The sequence below is a fragment of the Rhizobium sp. WW_1 genome (assembly GCF_003610155.1).
Classification (GTDB): domain Bacteria; phylum Pseudomonadota; class Alphaproteobacteria; order Rhizobiales; family Rhizobiaceae; genus Rhizobium; species Rhizobium tropici_A.
On the sequence record NZ_RAIN01000001.1, the window covers coordinates 265085 to 282474 of the forward strand.

The following is a 17390-nucleotide window of genomic DNA, read 5'->3' on the forward strand; positions in this document are numbered from 1 at the left end:
GGTTCGCCGGAGGAAACAGTATGACACGCGAAAAAATCTATCTCTTCGACACGACGCTCCGCGACGGGCAGCAGACGCCCGGCATCGATTTCTCGGTCGAGGACAAGATTGCGATTGCGACCATGCTGGATGAATTCGGCCTTGATTATATCGAGGGCGGTTATCCCGGCGCCAATCCGACCGACACGGCCTTCTTCGATGAGAAGCGTACAAAGTCAGCCTCCTTTGTCGCCTTCGGCATGACCAAGCGCGCCGGCATCTCCGCCTCCAACGATCCCGGCCTAGCGAGCCTGCTGCAGGCGAAATCGGATGCGATCTGTTTCGTCGCCAAGAGCTGGGACTATCACGTCAAAGTGGCGCTCGGCTGCACCAACGAGGAGAACCTCGAAAGCATCGCCGAAAGCGTCAAGGCAGCCGTTAATGCCGGCAAGGAAGCGCTTGTCGATTGCGAGCACTTCTTCGACGGCTACAAGGCCAATCCAACCTATGCGCTCGCCTGCGCCAAAGCGGCCTATGACGCCGGAGCGCGCTGGGTGGTGCTCTGCGACACCAATGGCGGCACGCAGCCGCCGGAAATCCGCGCCATCGTCGAGGCTGTCATCGCCTGCGGCGTTCCGGGGCACTGTCTTGGCATCCACGCCCATAACGACACCGGGCAAGCGGTCGCCAATTCGCTTGCCGCAGTCGAGGCCGGGGTCCGACAGATCCAGGGCACGCTGAACGGCATCGGCGAGCGCTGCGGCAACGCCAACCTGGTGACGCTGATCCCGACGCTGGCGCTGAAGAGAGCCTATAGCGAGCGTTTCGAGACCACGATCGACGCCGAACGGCTCGTGGGCCTGACCGGCCTTTCGCATGCGTTCGACGAGCTGCTGAACCGCTCTCCCGACCATCAGGCGCCCTATGTCGGCGCGTCGGCCTTTGCGACGAAAGCCGGCATTCATGCCTCGGCGCTGCTGAAGGACCCGCGCACCTATGAGCATGTGACGCCGGAAAGCGTCGGCAATTTCCGCAAGGTCATGGTATCCGACCAGGGCGGAAAGTCGAATTTCATCAATGCCCTGAAGCGGCGTGGCATTGAAGTCGGCAAGGACGACCCGAAGCTGGACCAGCTGATCCAGCTCGTCAAGGAGCGTGAAGCGACAGGCTACGCTTACGAAGGCGCGGATGCGAGCTTCGAACTGCTCGCTCGCCGCACGCTTGGCACCATCCCGGAATTCTTTGCGATCGACGGCTTCCGCGTCATGGTCGAGCGCCGCTTCGATTCCCACGGCCGCGTGAAGATCGTCTCAGAAGCCGTGGTCAAGATCATCATCGACGGCGAGACCATCATGTCGGTTGCCGAAGGCGATGGCCCGGTCAACGCGCTCGACCTGGCGCTGCGCAAGAACTTCGGCAAATACCAGCACGAGATCGACGACCTCGAACTGGCCGACTTCAAGGTGCGTATCCTCAATGGCGGCACGGAAGCCATCACCCGCGTCCTGATCGAATCCACCGACAGCGACGGCGTGCGCTGGTGGACGGTCGGCGTGTCGGAAAATATCATCGACGCCTCGTTCCAGGCATTGATGGATTCCGTCATCTACAAGCTGATGAAGAACCGGCATATGGCGGGCAAGATCGCGGCGGAGTGATCCGCCGCCTATCAAAAAGCTTGACGATGCCGTCAAGGAAATGAATTAGCCACGCGTCAGGTATTGGAGTAATCCCCTCTCAAATAACAGAGAGTGACGGGAAAATTCATGGCCACCGACGCGGTCGAACCTGAGATCAAGAACAACGACGCTATCCGCGGCTTCGGCTTTGCGATGACCGCCTATCTCTTCTGGGGCATCCTGCCGCTTTACATGAAGGCGCTGGCGCATATCCCCGCTTTCGAAGTCATCGCACACCGCATCTTCTGGTCGGTTCCGGTCGCCGGTATCGTGCTTCTGGCACTTGGGCGCATGGGCGACGTCAGGGCGGCGTTTCGCAACCCACGAACGATTGCCATGGCATCGCTGACGGCAACGCTCGTCACCATCAACTGGGGAACCTATGTCTGGGCGATCGGCGCCGGCCATTCGCTCGATGCGGCCCTCGGCTATTTCATCAATCCGCTGTTCAGCATCGCGCTCGGCGCCATCCTGCTCAAGGAAAAGCTGGCGCCGACGCAGATCGCCGCTATCTGCCTTGCGGCGATTGCGGTCATCATCCTGACCGTGGAGGCCGGGACCCTGCCCTGGGTTGCGCTGTCGCTGACCTTCTCCTGGGGCTTCTATGCCTTTTTCCGCAAGACGCTGCCCGTCGGCGCCAATCAGGGCTTTTTCATCGAAGTGCTGCTGCTCTGCATTCCCGCGACGCTTTACATCATCTATCTCGAAGCGCGTGGCGAAGGCCATTTCTACCAGACCGGCCTTTCGGATACCGCGCTCCTGCTCGGCTGCGGGCTCGTGACCGCGCTTCCGTTGATGATCTTCGCCAATGGCGCGAAGCTGCTCAAGATGTCGACCATCGGCATCATGCAGTACATCGTGCCGACGATGGTCTTCCTGATCGCCGTCTTTCTGTTCAAGGAGCCGTTCGGCACGCCACAGCTGATCGCCTTTTCGCTGATCTGGGCCGGCCTCGTCCTCTACAGCTGGTCGCTGCTGCGTCAGAGCAGAACGCGCTAACCAGCAGACATGGTTAGCAAATCTCTAATCAAAGCTTGGAGATCACGGCCTCTTCGCCATCACGGTCGCCGCGGGTCTCTGCGGCGTGCTTGCGGATTGCCGGGATGATGTCGGCGATCTTGTCGATGACCAACGGCTGGACACGATGGGCGGTGTGGATAAAGCCCTCTTCCGTCATATGGCGGACGATTTCCATCATCGGATCCCAGAAGCCGTTGATATTGGCGAAGACCATCGGCTTTTCGTGACGGCCGAGCTGGCCCCAGGTCATGATCTCGACGATCTCTTCCAGGGTGCCGATGCCGCCGGGCAGCGCGACGAAGGCATCCGACCGTTCGAACATGCCATGTTTGCGCTCATGCATGTCTGAGGTTATGATCAGCTCATCGAGCTGACCGAGCGAATGGCGCGTCGCTTCCATATCGACAAGAAATTCCGGAATGATGCCGGTAACTTGACCGCCGTGCGAGAGCACGCCGCTCGCGACAGCGCCCATGATGCCCTTCGTTCCGCCGCCATAGATCAGGCGCAAGCCATTTTCGGCGATGCTTTTGCCCAGTTCGCGGCCGGCAGCCATGTAGGAAGAATCGCGCCCCGGCCTTGAGCCACAATAGACGCAGATGGATCGGATTGGCGTGGAATCGTCGGTCATGGATGCATAACAACTATGCTGCAAATGCTCAGTCAAGATTTTTCGACGGAAAACTTGCGTCGGAACATGCGAAAATGGCTGAGAAAGCTTGTAAAAGCAGGCGAAATCGCTAGCAATTTCAGGAGTTGCGACGACTGCGCCGCGTGGAGATGAATGATGATGAAGAACCGTGCCGGTTGGCTGGCTCTGTTGGTGTTGGTGGCTGCGACCCTGTTGATGGTCTTCTTCGTGATGCCGCGGATTAACGGTAACAAGAACCCGATCGGCGACGCCGTCAATCAGGCCAGCAACACGGTGAAGAATACGATCGACGAAAACGCGCAGAAGGCCGGCGAAACCGCCGAGAACGCCACCAAGGCCACGCAGAATGCTGTCGCGACCGCCGTCAACACCGCTGATATCGCCAAGAAGCTGACGGGGCTGACGGGTGCGGCAACCGCCTCGCTTGCCGATCTCAAGGCTCTGTTCAAGGACGGCAGCACCCCGGCCCAGGATGTCTTCACGGCTGCAAAGACGAAGGCGATGACCGCACTGCAATCGATCGTCGGTTTCGCGCTGCCCGCAGGTGTTGACGCAACGACGACAGGCCTCGTGAAAAAGGCGCAGGACGGCGCCGGCAAGGCGCTCGCCATCATCCAATCGCTTCCCGACAACGCCGCCGAAGCCAGCGCCGCGATCGACAAGGCCTTTGCCGCCCTGACCGGCCAGCCGGCACCTGAGACCGACGCGGCCGCCAAGCCTCGCCTACCGTCATTCGACGTGTTGCGCGTCGAGCCCGATGGCTCCACCGTTATCGCCGGCTCCGCCGAGCCGAATGCCAAGCTGGAGATCGTCGACGGCGAAAAGGTCGTCACGACGACGAATGTCGGCCCGAGCGGCGACTTTGCCGCCGTCCTGGACAATCCACTGCCGCCGGGTGACCACGAATTGGTGCTGCGCGCCACGGGCAAGGACGGCAAATCAGTCAATTCCGAGGAAGTCGCCACCATCTCCGTGCCGAAGGATGATTCCACCCAGCTTCTCGCCATGGTTTCGAAGCCGGGCACCGCAAGCCGCATCATTACCGCGCCTTCGGCCAAGCAGGGCCGCGTGACATCAGGCGGAGACGATGCACCGGCAGCCGACGCCAAGGTCAAGGCAATGGATCAGCCGGCAACCGCGACGGATGCCAAGCCGCAACCGGACGGAAGCGTAGTCGCATCCGCCAATCCCGCCGCAGGCGCGGCAACGCCGCCAGCGGCAAAGACGGACGCGGATCAGGACGTGATGGTCAATGCGGTAGAGATCGAAAACGACCACATCTTCGTTGCCGGTAGCGCCAAGCCGAATGCCAAAGTGCGCGCCTATGCCGATGACAAGCTCATTGGCGAGAATGTTGCGGGCGCGGACGGCCATTTCGTCGTCGACGGGCCGATGCCGCTTGCCGTCGGCGATCACAAGATTCGCGTCGATGTGCTTGATGGCGCCGGCAAGGTCGTCGTGCGCACCAGCGTCAACTTTACGCGCCCTGAAGGCAATCAGGTGACGGTCGCGGCGCAAACGCCGGCTGCCGCCAACGGTCAGGGACAGTCGGCTGCGACAAGCATGGTGCCACTCGACGAAGGCGAGCTAGCCAAGCTCAAGGAAGGTGCCGGCAAGGCTTTCGCGCTGCTCAAGGGCCTCTTCACCGACGGCAAGCAACCGAATGCGGAAGAACTCGCGGCCGCCCGATCCGGCACGGAAATCGCGCTGAAGTCGCTGTCGGAATTCCGCCCGACCATTGCAGCCAGCGCCGCGCTCAAGAAGGCGGCAGCCGATGCTTCCAGCGCAGCGGCCAGGGCGCTTGCTGCCCTTGTCGCTCTGCCGAAGGACCCGAAATCGGTCGGAGCGGCACTGCCCGGCCTGGAGCGGATGATCGCCGTCATCACTGCACCTGCCCAGACGACGCCGGCGCAGCCGAATGCGGAAGTCTCCTCCAGCGACAACAGCCCGAAGACGATCGAGCAGGCGCCGCTGTCGCAGGATAGCAATGCCGTCATCATCCGTCGCGGCGATACGCTGTGGCAGATCTCGCGCCGCGTCTACGGCGCCGGCGTGCGCTATACGACGATCTATCTGGCCAACGAGGACAAGATCAACAACCCGGACCGGATTCTGCCGGGTCAGGTCTTCGGCCTGCCGAAGGACGCATTGCCGAATGCCGAGGAGCTTCATCGCAAGCGGCTTTCGGGCGAGCATCTCTAGCATCGGAACGCCTTTTGCGGGCAACAGGTCGGCCAGGCGCACCCAACGCCTGGCCGCAGCTTTTATACGGCATAAAAATAGTATAAGCGTCGCCCGACCCTCATCGCCTTCACCCAATGGCCTTATCCTGGCCGCGAAGGTTTCCCAGTCGGCTGCGCAATGGTTGCCGCACCCGGCTGCTTCAATAATCGGCCGGAGACGGACATGGCAGACGTCAAGAAAACCATATCGGCGGATTCCAGCAATCCGTTAGGCACCCTCATCAATCTCTGGCCCTATATGTGGCCCGCCGGCCGAATGGACCTGAAGATGCGCGTGGTGTGGGCCACGGTCTTCCTGCTGATCTCGAAATTCTTCCTGCTGCTCGTTCCCTATTTCTTCAAATGGTCCGTCGATGCGCTGAACGGCAAGCTCGACATGCAGGGCATCCTGCCGGCTTTCATGGTCGGCGCCGTCGCCCTGATCATCGCCACCAACGTGACGCGCCTTATCCAGCTCGGCCTCAATCAGCTGCGCGATGCGCTATTTGCGAGCGTCGGCCAATATGCCGTTCGCCAGCTGGCCTACAGGACCTTCGTGCATATCCACGAGCTGTCGCTGCGCTTCCATCTCGAGCGAAAGACGGGTGGTCTTTCGCGCATCATCGAGCGCGGAACAAAAGGCATCGAGACGATCGTTCGCTTCACGATCCTCAACACGTTTCCGACCTTCATCGAATTCCTGCTGACCGCCATCATCTTCTGGCGCGGCTACGGCTTTTCCTACCTCGCCGTGACGGCCGTCACGGTCTGGCTCTATATCTGGTTCACGGTGAAGGCCAGCGACTGGCGCATCTCCATCCGCCGGACCATGAACGACAGCGATACGGACGCAAATACGAAGGCGATCGATTCCCTTCTGAACTTCGAAACCGTCAAATATTTCGGTAACGAGGAGATGGAGGCCAAGCGCTTCGATCAGTCGATGGCGCGTTATGAGAAGGCCGCCACCAGCGTCTGGACGTCGCTCGGCTGGCTGAACTTCGGCCAGGGCGTGATTTTCGGCCTGGGCACGACGGTCATGATGGTCATGTCCGGCTGGTCCGTCCTCAACGGACATCACACGGTCGGCGACTTCGTCTTCATCAACGCCATGCTGCTGCAGCTTTCCGTGCCGCTGAACTTTATCGGCTTCGTCTACCGCGAAATACGCCAGGGGCTCACCGATATCGAGGAGATGTTCGATCTGCTCGAAGTGAAGCCCGAAGTGGTCGATGCGCCCGATGCGAAGGAACTTGTCATTGCCAGCGGCGCCATCTCGTTCAAGGACGTGCATTTCGCCTATGATCCGGCGCGGCCGATCCTCAAGGGGATTTCCTTCGAAGTGCCGGCCGGCAAGACGGTTGCCGTCGTTGGACCTTCGGGGGCCGGAAAATCGACGTTATCGCGCCTGCTCTATCGCTTCTACGACGTGCAAAGCGGCACCATCACCATTGACGGACAAGAGCTGCATAAGGTGACGCAGAAGAGCCTGCGCAAGGTGATCGGCATGGTGCCGCAGGATACGGTGCTCTTCAACGACACGATCGCCTACAACATCCGTTATGGCCGGCCGGGCGCAAGCGAGGCGGAGGTGACGGCTGCGGCCGAAATCGCGCAGATCGGCGAGTTCATCCGCCATCTGCCAGAAGGCTTCGAGACCAAGGTCGGCGAACGGGGCCTCAAATTGTCCGGCGGTGAAAAGCAGCGCGTGGCGATCGCCCGCACCGTCCTGAAGTCGCCGCCGGTTCTGATCCTCGACGAGGCGACCTCGGCGCTGGATACGACGACGGAGCGCGAGATACAGACCGCCCTTGATGTCGTTTCCAAGAACCGCACGACGCTCGTCATCGCGCATCGGCTCTCGACCGTGATTGGCGCGGATGAAATCATCGTGCTGAAGAGCGGCGTCATCGCCGAGCGCGGCACCCATGCCGATCTCTTGGCGCAGAACGGGCTCTACGCCTCGATGTGGAGCCGCCAGCGCGAGGCAACGCAGGCCGAAGAGCATTTGAAGCAGGTGCGCGAAAACGACGATCTGGGTGTCGTCAACCGGTTGGCACCGGCAAGCTGAGATCTCGCGAAGGATCGCGGCGTGCGGTCGCTCGCGGAAATCAGGGCACGTCGATTATGCACCGGCGGTTGTCATGAGGCTGAGACAACAGCTTGCTAGGTACGGCTCTCACAATCAAGGGAGCCCCAAATGCGTAGTTTTGCCAAAGCTTTCAGCCTCTTGCTCGTCGTCGGCCTCGCCACGCCCGTCTTCGCCGACGATGCAAAGCCATTCGCCGACGCCAAGGAAATCAATCTCCTCGATCTGCTGCCGCCGCCGCCCGCCAATGATTCCGCGCAGATGAAGGCAGAGCTTGGCGAAATCCTGACGATCCAGGTGACGCGCACGCCGGAAATGGCCGCCCGCGCCGTCGCCGATGCCGAAGAGAACGTCTGGCGCTTCTCCGACGTCATCGACAATCCGAAATTCACCAAGGACAACCTGCCGAAGTTCTCGGCCTTCTTCGATCGCGTCGTCGAGACAGAAGGCGCCGTCGTCGACCCCGCCAAGGATGTCTGGAAGCGTCCGCGCCCGCATCTCTACAGCGACCTCGTGAAGCCGATCGTGCCCCTCTCCAAGTCCGGCTCCTATCCGTCCGGCCATACCACGGTCGGCACGCTGATGGGCATCGTGCTTGCCAAAATGGTGCCGGAAAAGCGCGCGGTCATCATGGCTCGCGCCTGGGAATATGGTCATAACCGCGTCGTCGGCGGCATCCACTACGCCTCCGACATCGAAGCCGGCCGCATTGCAGGCACCGTCATCGCCGAAACCATCATGACGCATGACGACTACAAGACCGAATACGAGGGCGCCAAGGCGGAGCTGCGCGCCGCTCTCGGCCTCTGATCCAGTCAGAGCGGTTCAGCCTTTCACGGGCTCTCTGAACCGCCCGATCTTTTTGCTTTCACGCAATTCCGGGCGAAAAATCGCCGCGCACTTTTTCTGGAATTGCTAGAGATCACTGCAGGGCATACAGGGCCGCCGCTTCCACCGGCGGCCTTCGCTTTTGCTGCTTGCACTGGCTACCTTGAACCATATCCTCAACCGGAGATAGTTCTCGCCTTGCTTTCGCGCGGATTGCGCTGGGGGCGAGCCCGCGAAAGCATTGCCCATGACGGAGTTTGCCTGTAGTCACCCTCAACTGGTAATCAGAGCAAGACCGCTTATCTTGTTCTCATTCTTTTGACTGGCACGATCTCGTCCGGCGACCGGAAATCTGGTTCCCGCCGGGATTGCCCTAACGGAGCAGGCCATAGATGAGCTTATTGAACAGCGTACGCAACGTCATCGTTCCCGTACACAAGGAAGGCTATCCCTTCGTTGCAGGTTTCTTCGTCGCGTCGCTGGTGCTCGGCTGGATCTTCAAGCCGCTCTTCTGGATCGGCCTGATCCTGACGCTCTGGTGCGCCTACTTCTTCCGCGATCCCGAGCGCATGACGCCGCAGGACGACGATCTCGCGATATCACCGGCCGACGGCAAGGTTTCCGGCGTGCAGATGGTGGTGCCGCCGGCCGAGCTCAATCTCGGCAGCCAGCCGATGCTGCGGGTCTCGATCTTCATGAACGTCTTCGACTGCCACGTGAACCGTTCGCCGATGCGCGGCCGCATCACCAATGTCGCCTATCGCCAGGGCAGCTTCCTCAATGCCGAGCTCGACAAGGCCAGCGAACAGAACGAGCGCAACGGCCTGGTGATCGAAACCAAGCACGGCGAAATCGGCGTCGTGCAGATCGCCGGTCTGGTTGCCCGCCGCATTCTGTGCTTCGTCCACCCGAACGAACCGCTGGATGCCGGCGAGCGTATCGGCCTCATCCGCTTCGGTTCGCGCCTCGATGTCTTCCTGCCGGAAGGCGCTTCGCCGCGCGTTGCCGTCGGCCAGCGGGCGATCGCGGGCGAAACCGTCATTGCCGAATTCGGCTCTGCAAAGGGCGCAACCATTAGCCGCCGCAGCTGAACCTGAAGCATTTCCGCTTTGGACAGTGTCGCGGAAATGCTCCATATCATTGTTTTCACGCAATTCCGGACGCAAACCTGCTTCGCATTTTTGCTGGAATTGCTCTAGGAACACGAGCGAGATGAAGACGCCTTTTCCGCCTTTCGAGCCGCATGGGCCCAATGATGAAGCGCGAGGACCGCGCCTCAGGGAAATCCCCTTGCGGCTGATCGTGCCGAACATGATCACTATTCTGGCGATCTGCGCGGGATTGACGGGTATTCGCCTCGCCTTCGAAAGCCGGTACGAGCTTGCCGTGGCGGCGGTCCTGGTTGCCGCCTTCCTTGATGGTATCGACGGGCGCGTCGCACGGCTGATGAAGGCCACCTCGAAATTCGGCGCGCAGATGGATTCGCTCGCGGATATCGTCAATTTCGGCGTCGCTCCGGCGCTCGTCGTCTACGTCTTTCTGCTCGACCAGGCGCATTCGCTGGGCTGGATCGCCGCGCTGATCTATACGATCGCCGCCGGCCTTCGTCTGGCCCGCTTCAACGTCATGGCCGAGCGCGAACACAAGGCGTCATGGCAGTCGGAATATTTCGTCGGCGTACCGGCACCCGCCGGCGCCATGCTCGTGCTCGCGCCGGTTTATCTCGGCTTTCTCGGACTGACGCCGGACCGCACCTTCGCCTATTGGGGCGCGGCCTACACCGTTGTGATTGGCTTCCTGCTGGTCAGCCGTCTACCCGTCTGGTCCGGCAAATCGGAAGGCAACGGCATCAGACGCGACCTCGTCCTGCCGATCATGCTCGGCATCGTCGTCTACGTGGCGCTGCTGATGAGCTATACGTGGCACGTGATGGTCGTGACCGTCGTTGTCTATCTGCTATCCCTGCCCCTGGGCGCCCGCTCCTGGGCGAAGAAATACGGCACCTACACCATAGACGGTCCCGGCGATCCCAATGTCGACGATTCCAACGACGATATCGGCCGGCATATCTAGGCTATGCAAGTCCGGCCACAGCTCGGCGAACTACTGCCGGCCATGCCATGCTGCAACCTCAAGTCTGTAAGCTTCCCTTATCAATTGGGGTGCTGACCGCTGACGACCTGCTGCATGGTCGCTCGTCTCGATGCGGCATTTCAGCGGATTCAAACATTGCGGCAGTGCGGATTCTACACGAGGATTCGGCGCTAATCTCTCGAAATATGGTCGTTGTTTACAAAAGCTGATTGGCAAACGCCTTCGATTTGTCATGATTTACGACAAAAAGCACTACTCGACTGTGAATCGCGAAGTGCTCCGGGGGAGCATGGTGAGGAGTGAAACATGACGCAAAAGAAAGACCAGCCGGCACAACCGCAGGCAAAGATCGATCCCAGCAAGCATTACCGCCCGCTCGGCCTGAAAGCCGTTCTTGCCGCCCATCTGATGCTGAAGGCCAAGCCTCTCAAGAAGAAGATCGCCTAAGAACAAAGCACTGTCCGCCGCCGGCCAATGCCGGCAGGCTGCATTCCGGTCCGCTGGCCGCCGAATGGCGGCCGCTCAGAGAAAGCTCAACTGGCCGTCATCCGGCTCCGCCTTCTTCGGCGGCGTCCTGACCGGATCGAGCGCGACCGGCTCCTGCAATTCCGGCCCCATATTGGCGACCTTGTTGACGCGATCCGAGACCGGGACAGCTTCGAAAAAATCCTCCTGAACCGGCTTCATCAGATCAAGGACCTGGCGCGGTTCCTGCGTCTTGCAATCGAGCCAACGGGCGAAATCCTCCGGCTTGATGACGACGGGCATGCGGTCATGGATGGATCGGATGGCGCCGTTGGCTGCCGTCGTCAGGATCGCGCCCGTATCGACCTCCGAGCCGTTGGCGGACGACCAGGTTTCCATCAGGCCGGCAAAGGCGATGACGCCGCCGCTGCGGGGACGAATCCAGTAGGCTTGCGCCTTCTCCCCGCTCTCCTTCGAAGGACGATGCCATTCGTAGAAACCGGATGCCGGAACGAGAATGCGGCGATGGCGCATGGCGGCGCGGAAAGAGGCCTTGCCGATTGCCGTTTCCGCCCGCGCATTGATCAGCAGCGGAAACTCCTTGGGGTCCTTCACCCACTCGGGCAAAAAGCCCCAGCGCACGAGCAAGACGCGACGATCCGGCAGATTGCTGCCCGGCAATTGCTTGTTGCCTGACATGACGATCAGGATCGGCTGGGTCGGCGCGATGTTGTAGCGCGCGGGAAAGCCTTCATTGAGCAGGACGCCGAGCGCGTCCCCCACCTGGTCTGCCGTCGATGTCAAAGCGAAACGTCCGCACATAGGGCTTGTTTTGCACCCGCAGGGCGACGGGTCAAGCCTCAGCTCAGCCGCGTGGTCCAAGCAGAATGATCCCGGCGCCGACAAGGCAAATAACGGCGCCGGAAATATCCCATCGGTCGGGCAGTCGCCCTTCGGCGAGCCAGAGCCAGAGAATGGATGCGACGATATAGACGCCGCCATACGCCGCATAAGTGCGTCCGGCCGCCTCGCTCGGCACCAAGGCGAGCAGCCAGGCAAAGAGTGCTAGGGATACCAGACCGGGTGCCAGCCACCAGCCAGACTTTGCCAGGCGCAGCCATGCCCAGAATGCAAAGCAGCCGGCGATTTCGGCGAGCGCCGCCAAAACATATAACCCGTAGATCATCCCCGATCGCCCCCAATAGTCGGCATACGAATCGTTGCCCCAGTCGGGAGCGACTTAAGGGGCTTTCCCGGAGGACAGCAAGCGTCGTTTCCTGTAGAGGTTGGTCGCCGGTGGCTTCTTGCCCCCGCACATCGATCTCCCCGTCCGAATGCAAAGCGATCCATGACCTCCATTCCCCGTCCCGCCTCCTCCGCCATTCTCGAACGCAACGGCCGCTTCCTGCTTGTCTTGCGCAGCAACCCGCCATCCGCCGATATGTATGCCTTTCCGGGCGGGCGGGCCGAAGAAGGCGAGACCCCGGCCGACGCGGCGTTGCGCGAATTCGAGGAAGAGACCGGCATTATCGCCCGCAATCCCCGCCTGTTCGAGACCTACGACCTTCGCTCCCATGCGTCGGACGGAACGCTGACGAGCCACTTTCTGCTCTCGGTCTTCCTCGTTGATGCCGACGAGGATGCCGTTGCCGAAGCCGCCGACGATGCCGCCGCCATCGGCTGGTACACGCTGGAGGAGGTGCGCACCCTGCCCGTTCCGGCCAGCGTGCTCGAATGCGTGGAGCGGCTTGTGGCCGCAAAAGCTGAAGCCCGGCCCCGAAATTAACGATGCTGAGCAATATCGGCGTGGAAACCACCCGCCCCGCCTTGTTCCCGTCATGCTTGTCCGGTCAACATGGTTACATGATTCATAACGAGCTTGGCCGACCGCTTCTGATCTGCATCGCGCTTGCCGCAGCCTTTCCCGCTGCTGCACAGCCGGCAGCCAGCGTGCCGCCGGCGCAGGCGCCCGATAGCGCGAATGCCGAGCAGCCGGCTCCTTACGACGCACAACTATCCCGGCTCTCCGAAATTCTCGGCTCGATCGACTATCTGCGCAATCTCTGCAGCCCGACGCAGGAAGACGGCTGGCGCGGCGATATGCAGCAGCTGCTGGACACGGAAACCAAGAGCGAGCCGAAGCGAAAAGAAAGGCTGACCGCGGCCTTCAACCGTGGATATCGGTCCTTTGCATCGGTTTACACGAATTGCACGCCGCAGGCCCTTGTTGCCGAAGAGCGATACCGTAACGAAGGTGCAACACTGGCGACAGAAATCACCGCACGCTTTGGAAATTGACGATTTATTAACCTCTTTTCATACCGAGCCGTGTCGTTTTGGGAAAAGGCTGATAGAGTTATTAAGCAAGTGGTAAGGACATGAACGTCTCGAGGAAAGAAACAATGGAAACCAGCCTGAACGAAATCGACGACATGATCGTTCATGAAAAGATGCAGGCAGCGCTGGAATACCAGAATGAAGCTTGGGCCGACGGTATGGCTGACGGCATCGAGCCTGAGATCATCGCAGATGCCGCTATTGCCCATGCGATTCGCGAGACGATCCGGATTCAGGGAGAACAGGGCGCCGAAGCCTTGCTCGAATCGCTGCGCGAACGCATGCTCGCGGGTGAATTTTCTCCGAACCGAACCCTGCAATAACCACCAGAGATTGCTTATGCGTAAATTTCCAGGCAATGCGCTCTCCTGTTCCATTGCCTCACTGGCTGCCGTGACCCTCATTCTGGGCAGCACCGCCTTGCCGCTACCGGCAAGCGCCTTTTCTCAACTCAATCCGCCAGCCCCCCAGGCGAAAGACGCAGCACAGCAGAAGAACGAAAAGCCGATCGAGCAGGCGCTGGAAGCACCGGCCAACAACGCGCTTCCGATGCCCGATCCGCTGATCAACAAGCAGGCCGGCCAGAGCAGCGGCGACGCCTCCAATGCCAATAAATCCGTCGAATTCCTCTTTGACATCGACAAGGCCCCCGAGCCGGTCAAGAAGCTCCGCGCCGCGATCGTGGAGGCCGCCGCTTCCGGCGATCTCGAGCGCCTGCGCCCGCTGATGAACATCGGTGGCGGCCTGAAGCAGACACAGGTCACGGCCGACGATCCCGGCGAAGATCCGATCAAGACGCTGCATGACCTTTCGGGCGATCCCGACGGTATCGAGATCCTGTCCATCCTCCTCGACATCATGTCGACCGGCTTTGCCCATGTCGGCCAGGGAACACCCGACGAAGTCTACGTCTGGCCCTATTTCGCCGAGAAGGACATCAAGACGCTCTCCACGCCGGAGAAGGTCGATCTGATGCGTATCGTGACGGCCGGCGACTATGCCGACATGCTGGAATTCGGCGGTTATAATTTCTATCGCGTCGGTATCACGCCGGACGGCCGCTGGAAATTCTTCACCTCGGGCGAATGATCCAGCCGGGGAACTTGCGGTTCCCCGCCGAAGGCCCTACCTCTGCGTGATGAAGCATGTCGCGCAAAAGTGCGCAGCGGTTTTGCGACCAAGACATGCGTGAGATCAAAGACCTGAAGTGCCGGAAGCGAATGTCAGAGATCGCGACGTGCTTCAGGCCAAATCAGCGGAATCATCATGCCAGCCGTATTCCTGAGAGAGCGTTCCTTCATCCGCATCACCGGCGCGGAGGCGGAGACGTTCCTGCATAATCTCATCACCACCGATCTTGTCTCGCTTGACGTCGGCGAAGCGCGCCCGGGTGCGCTGCTGACGCCGCAGGGCAAGATCCTGTTCGACTTCATGATCTGGCGGGACGGTCCCGGCTTTCTGCTCGAAACCGACGCGACGCAGCGGGAGGGCTTGCTCAAGCGGCTCACCATGTATCGCCTGCGGGCCAAGGTCGATTTCGTCGCAGAAGACATACAGGGCGTCACGGTGGCATGGGGAGATGACGCAGCCGATGGGCCGAAAGACAGTCGCTTCGCCAAGGCTGGAATTGTGCTGACGCGCACGCCCGGCGAGCATGGCAGCGACCCCGAGGCACTTTATGACGCGTTGCGGATTGCCAACGGCATCGCTGTTTCGGGCCGTGATTTCGCGTTGCAGGACGCCTTCCCGCACGATGTGCTGATGGATCTGAACGGCGGGTTGGGCTTCCGGAAAGGCTGCTATATCGGCCAGGAAGTGGTTTCCCGCATGCATCATCGCGGCACGGCGCGCAGACGCGTCGCTACCGTCGAGGGTAGCGCTGAACTGCCCGCTTCCGGCACGGAATTGACTGTCGGCAGCAAGCCGATCGGCACGCTCGGCTCGACCGCCGGCAAGATGGGCCTCGCCATCGTCCGCATTGATCGGGCCGGTGAAGCGATCGCCGAAAAGGTTTCGATCAAGGCTGACGACGTCGATGTCACCGTGTCGCTTCCGGCCTGGTCCGGGCTCTCGTTTCCGGCTGGCACCGACGAGGCGTCTGCATGATATCGGCCAAGCCCCTGCGCGCCTGGCAGCGCATGCTATCCGGACGCCGGCTTGACCTGCTCGATCCCTCGCCGCTCGATGTCGAGATCAGCGATATCGCGCACGGGCTTGCCCGCGTTGCCCGCTGGAACGGGCAGACATCAGGCGATCACGCCTTCTCGGTGGCGCAGCACAGCCTTGTCGTCGAAGCGATCTTTCGCCATCTCAATCCCGCTACTCCCGACGAATTGCTGGCAGCACTGCTGCATGACGCGCCCGAATATGTCATCGGCGACATGATATCGCCCTTCAAGTCGGTGGTCGGCGGCGATTACAAGCTCGTGGAGAAGCGGCTGGAGGCCGCCGTCTACCGGCGGTTCGCCCTGCCCCCGCATTGCGCACCGCGGCTCAAGGAAAAGATCAAGAAGGCCGATACGATCTCGGCCTATTTCGAGGCGACGCTGCTTGCTGGCTTCTCGCCGGAGGAGGCGCGCAAATTCTTCGGCCAGCCGCGTGACATCACGCGCGAGATGCTGCCGATCGACCCCATGCCGGCGATCGAAGCGCAGCGGTTGTTCCTCAAACGCTTCGAGGCGATCGAGGCAGAACGTGCCGCCATGAGGATCGGCGCGTGACAGCGATCCTCGTATCGCCGCTTGCACGCATCGCCGAAATCGCCGTTCGTCATGGCGCTCACGAGATGATCAGCCTGATGGCGAAGGAGCAGAACTTTCACCGGCCGGCCGTCATCAGGGCGGACCGGCATCTGCTCCTCACTATGAATGACATCAGCTTCGCCGGAACGGGCGATCTCGTCGCTCCTCAGGAAACGCATGTGCGCGCCATCATCGATTTCGCTGTCGGATGGGATCGAAGCGCGCCTTTGCTCATCCATTGCTGGATGGGCGTCTCCCGCTCGCCGGCGGCGGCTTTGATTGCGGCCCTGGCCGTTCACCCCGAGCAGGATGATCTGGCGCTTGCCCGTCGCCTGCGCGCAAGCTCGCCCTTTGCCACGCCGAACGCCCGCCTCGTCGCCATCGCAGACGACATGCTCGGACGCCGGGGACGCCTGGTTGCCGCAGTCAAGGAGATCGGCCGTGGCGCCGATGCGGACGGCAACGCGCCTTTCATGCTGCCTCTGGCCGAATTGGGCGCTGGCGCCTAAGAGACGGAGATCGCGTTCGGCGATCTCCTTTCATTTCATGACAATCGACCACCGCAATCACGCAGCGACGCTATCCGTCTGATCCGGGTCATACTGGCCATAGGTGTTCTGGTAGAGCGACGACGGGTTCTGCATATCGTTCAGGAAGACATCCAGCGCCTGATCCTCGGCGAGCGTCGCAGAATCCGTTGGATTGCTGTCGCTCGTGCTCGGCTCCAGCGATACCATGTCGGCCGCCGAAGCATCCGACGACTTCAGCACATCGAGACCTTCTGCAAACTGATCCTTGGTCAAGGAGCCGGTATTCTGCGTATCCAGGCTCTTGAACAGATCCTCGGCATCGCTCTCGCTCATGTCCTGCGGCCGCCCGGCAACGAATTCGCTCTGCGAGATCGTGCCGTCCTGGTTGGTGTCGAGGCTGGCAAACAGCTGATCCATGGGGGATTCGCTGGAAGAGCCGTCCGTCGACGTCGAACTGCTCGACTGGCTGTTCTGCTGCATCTGCAACAGCATCGACGCCAGATTGCCGGAAAAGACATCCGTGGCGCTCGGATCGCTGCTGCCGTCGTCGTTTTCGTCGTTGGCAATGCTCGCCGAAAGCAGGCCAGACTGTGCCGCCGCCTCCAACTCCTGAGCATCCACGACGCCGTCCTGATTTTTATCCAGGGGACTGTACGAGGCAGCCGTCATGCTGCTTCCAATTGAAGAAACCCCGCTCATCCAAATCTCCTACGGCAAATGCCATCGCGTGTTCAATTGACCCCGGCACGCTTAG

The 17390-nt window shown here is 61.0% G+C and carries 19 protein-coding genes; 15 read left to right on the forward strand and 4 right to left on the reverse strand.

From position 1 onward, the window contains the following. Window positions 1-20 precede the first annotated feature (20 nt). Both cimA and rarD read left to right on the forward strand, forming a co-directional pair. Entirely contained in the window at window positions 21-1637 is a 1617-nt protein-coding gene (gene cimA, locus BJ928_RS01260; protein ID WP_047627203.1) for a citramalate synthase, read from the forward strand. Window positions 1638-1745: 108 nt separating this feature from the next. Then, complete coding sequence (rarD, locus tag BJ928_RS01265) at window positions 1746-2657, forward strand: EamA family transporter RarD (RefSeq protein ID WP_047627204.1); 912 nt, start codon at window positions 1746-1748, stop codon at window positions 2655-2657. Window positions 2658-2685: 28 nt separating this feature from the next. Here the strand turns inward: rarD and BJ928_RS01270 are convergent, their stop codons facing one another. Next, complete coding sequence (locus BJ928_RS01270; RefSeq protein ID WP_047627205.1) at window positions 2686-3309, reverse strand: TIGR00730 family Rossman fold protein; 624 nt, start codon at window positions 3307-3309, stop codon at window positions 2686-2688. 156 nt (window positions 3310-3465) lie between these two features. On the opposite strand from BJ928_RS01270, the gene BJ928_RS01275 reads away from it, so the two are divergent. The 6 genes from BJ928_RS01275 (at window position 3466) to BJ928_RS38680 (ending at window position 11010) form a co-directional block, all read left to right on the forward strand. Then, window positions 3466-5532 carry a LysM peptidoglycan-binding domain-containing protein gene (locus BJ928_RS01275; protein ID WP_047627206.1) on the forward strand — a complete coding sequence of 689 codons (2067 nt, stop codon included), beginning with the start codon at window positions 3466-3468 and terminating at the stop codon, window positions 5530-5532. 204 nt (window positions 5533-5736) lie between these two features. Continuing rightward, window positions 5737-7623 (forward strand): ABC transporter ATP-binding protein/permease, encoded by a 1887-nt coding sequence (locus BJ928_RS01280; RefSeq protein ID WP_047628709.1) that lies wholly within the window; start codon window positions 5737-5739, stop codon window positions 7621-7623. Window positions 7624-7752: 129 nt separating this feature from the next. Continuing rightward, the gene (locus BJ928_RS01285) at window positions 7753-8451 is read left to right on the forward strand and encodes a phosphatase PAP2 family protein (RefSeq protein WP_047627207.1); all 699 of its coding nucleotides are present in this window, start codon (window positions 7753-7755) and stop codon (window positions 8449-8451) included. A 410-nt stretch (window positions 8452-8861) separates the two neighbouring features. Further along, window positions 8862-9560, forward strand: coding sequence for a phosphatidylserine decarboxylase (locus tag BJ928_RS01290; protein WP_047627208.1), 699 nt, complete (start codon window positions 8862-8864; stop codon window positions 9558-9560). Window positions 9561-9681: 121 nt separating this feature from the next. Beyond that, window positions 9682-10542, forward strand: a complete 861-nt coding sequence (pssA, locus tag BJ928_RS01295; protein ID WP_047627209.1) for a CDP-diacylglycerol--serine O-phosphatidyltransferase — start codon at window positions 9682-9684, stop codon at window positions 10540-10542. A 327-nt stretch (window positions 10543-10869) separates the two neighbouring features. Next, window positions 10870-11010: a hypothetical protein gene (locus tag BJ928_RS38680; RefSeq protein ID WP_183079348.1), complete on the forward strand. Its 141-nt coding sequence runs from the start codon at window positions 10870-10872 to the stop codon at window positions 11008-11010. Window positions 11011-11085: 75 nt separating this feature from the next. Here BJ928_RS38680 and BJ928_RS01300 read toward each other — a convergent pair whose 3' ends face one another. Continuing rightward, window positions 11086-11850, reverse strand: coding sequence for an SOS response-associated peptidase (locus BJ928_RS01300; protein ID WP_047627210.1), 765 nt, complete (start codon window positions 11848-11850; stop codon window positions 11086-11088). 43 nt (window positions 11851-11893) lie between these two features. Continuing rightward, window positions 11894-12214: a YnfA family protein gene (locus BJ928_RS01305; RefSeq protein ID WP_047627211.1), complete on the reverse strand. Its 321-nt coding sequence runs from the start codon at window positions 12212-12214 to the stop codon at window positions 11894-11896. 162 nt (window positions 12215-12376) lie between these two features. Between BJ928_RS01305 and BJ928_RS01310 the strand changes: the two genes are divergently transcribed. The 7 genes from BJ928_RS01310 (at window position 12377) to BJ928_RS01345 (ending at window position 16615) form a co-directional block, all read left to right on the forward strand. Beyond that, the gene (locus BJ928_RS01310; protein ID WP_047627212.1) at window positions 12377-12814 is read left to right on the forward strand and encodes an NUDIX domain-containing protein; all 438 of its coding nucleotides are present in this window, start codon (window positions 12377-12379) and stop codon (window positions 12812-12814) included. Between the two features lie 77 nt (window positions 12815-12891). Continuing rightward, entirely contained in the window at window positions 12892-13326 is a 435-nt protein-coding gene (locus tag BJ928_RS01315; RefSeq protein ID WP_047628710.1) for a TIGR02301 family protein, read from the forward strand. A gap of 104 nt (window positions 13327-13430) precedes the next feature. After that, window positions 13431-13688, forward strand: a complete 258-nt coding sequence (locus BJ928_RS01320) for a hypothetical protein (protein WP_034507811.1) — start codon at window positions 13431-13433, stop codon at window positions 13686-13688. Window positions 13689-13704: 16 nt separating this feature from the next. Next, on the forward strand, window positions 13705-14454 hold the full coding sequence (locus BJ928_RS01325) for a hypothetical protein (RefSeq protein ID WP_047627213.1): 750 nt from the start codon (window positions 13705-13707) through the stop codon (window positions 14452-14454). Window positions 14455-14631: 177 nt separating this feature from the next. Then, window positions 14632-15471, forward strand: coding sequence for a folate-binding protein YgfZ (locus BJ928_RS01335; RefSeq protein WP_047627214.1), 840 nt, complete (start codon window positions 14632-14634; stop codon window positions 15469-15471). After that, on the forward strand, window positions 15468-16085 hold the full coding sequence (locus BJ928_RS01340) for an HD family hydrolase (RefSeq protein ID WP_047627215.1): 618 nt from the start codon (window positions 15468-15470) through the stop codon (window positions 16083-16085). Before BJ928_RS01335 ends, BJ928_RS01340 begins: the two co-directional genes overlap by 4 nt. Further along, on the forward strand, window positions 16082-16615 hold the full coding sequence (locus tag BJ928_RS01345; protein WP_047627216.1) for a tyrosine phosphatase family protein: 534 nt from the start codon (window positions 16082-16084) through the stop codon (window positions 16613-16615). The genes BJ928_RS01340 and BJ928_RS01345 overlap by 4 nt, the downstream gene beginning before the upstream one ends. Window positions 16616-16672: 57 nt before the next feature. Here BJ928_RS01345 and BJ928_RS01350 read toward each other — a convergent pair whose 3' ends face one another. After that, a complete protein-coding gene (locus tag BJ928_RS01350) occupies window positions 16673-17305 on the reverse strand; it encodes an EF-hand domain-containing protein (RefSeq protein WP_245432212.1) in 633 nt (210 codons plus the stop codon). Window positions 17306-17390: the final 85 nt, after the last annotated feature.

What these genes read in the sequence shown, in the direction of transcription:
- BJ928_RS38680 (WP_183079348.1), top strand. Translation starts at nt 10,870, where the DNA reads ATGACGCAAAAGAAAGACCAGCCGGCACAACCGCAGGCAAAGATCGAT.
- BJ928_RS01350 (WP_245432212.1), bottom strand. Translation starts at nt 17,305, where the DNA reads ATGACGGCTGCCTCGTACAGTCCCCTGGATAAAAATCAGGACGGCGTC.
- BJ928_RS01340 (WP_047627215.1), top strand. Translation starts at nt 15,468, where the DNA reads ATGATATCGGCCAAGCCCCTGCGCGCCTGGCAGCGCATGCTATCCGGA.
- BJ928_RS01285 (WP_047627207.1), top strand. Translation starts at nt 7,753, where the DNA reads ATGCGTAGTTTTGCCAAAGCTTTCAGCCTCTTGCTCGTCGTCGGCCTC.
- BJ928_RS01325 (WP_047627213.1), top strand. Translation starts at nt 13,705, where the DNA reads ATGCGTAAATTTCCAGGCAATGCGCTCTCCTGTTCCATTGCCTCACTG.
- BJ928_RS01280 (WP_047628709.1), top strand. Translation starts at nt 5,737, where the DNA reads ATGGCAGACGTCAAGAAAACCATATCGGCGGATTCCAGCAATCCGTTA.
- BJ928_RS01315 (WP_047628710.1), top strand. Translation starts at nt 12,892, where the DNA reads ATGATTCATAACGAGCTTGGCCGACCGCTTCTGATCTGCATCGCGCTT.
- cimA (WP_047627203.1), top strand. Translation starts at nt 21, where the DNA reads ATGACACGCGAAAAAATCTATCTCTTCGACACGACGCTCCGCGACGGG.
- BJ928_RS01335 (WP_047627214.1), top strand. Translation starts at nt 14,632, where the DNA reads ATGCCAGCCGTATTCCTGAGAGAGCGTTCCTTCATCCGCATCACCGGC.
- BJ928_RS01270 (WP_047627205.1), bottom strand. Translation starts at nt 3,309, where the DNA reads ATGACCGACGATTCCACGCCAATCCGATCCATCTGCGTCTATTGTGGC.
- BJ928_RS01275 (WP_047627206.1), top strand. Translation starts at nt 3,466, where the DNA reads ATGATGAAGAACCGTGCCGGTTGGCTGGCTCTGTTGGTGTTGGTGGCT.
- BJ928_RS01305 (WP_047627211.1), bottom strand. Translation starts at nt 12,214, where the DNA reads ATGATCTACGGGTTATATGTTTTGGCGGCGCTCGCCGAAATCGCCGGC.
- BJ928_RS01320 (WP_034507811.1), top strand. Translation starts at nt 13,431, where the DNA reads ATGGAAACCAGCCTGAACGAAATCGACGACATGATCGTTCATGAAAAG.
- BJ928_RS01290 (WP_047627208.1), top strand. Translation starts at nt 8,862, where the DNA reads ATGAGCTTATTGAACAGCGTACGCAACGTCATCGTTCCCGTACACAAG.
- BJ928_RS01310 (WP_047627212.1), top strand. Translation starts at nt 12,377, where the DNA reads ATGACCTCCATTCCCCGTCCCGCCTCCTCCGCCATTCTCGAACGCAAC.
- rarD (WP_047627204.1), top strand. Translation starts at nt 1,746, where the DNA reads ATGGCCACCGACGCGGTCGAACCTGAGATCAAGAACAACGACGCTATC.
- BJ928_RS01300 (WP_047627210.1), bottom strand. Translation starts at nt 11,850, where the DNA reads ATGTGCGGACGTTTCGCTTTGACATCGACGGCAGACCAGGTGGGGGAC.
- pssA (WP_047627209.1), top strand. Translation starts at nt 9,682, where the DNA reads ATGAAGACGCCTTTTCCGCCTTTCGAGCCGCATGGGCCCAATGATGAA.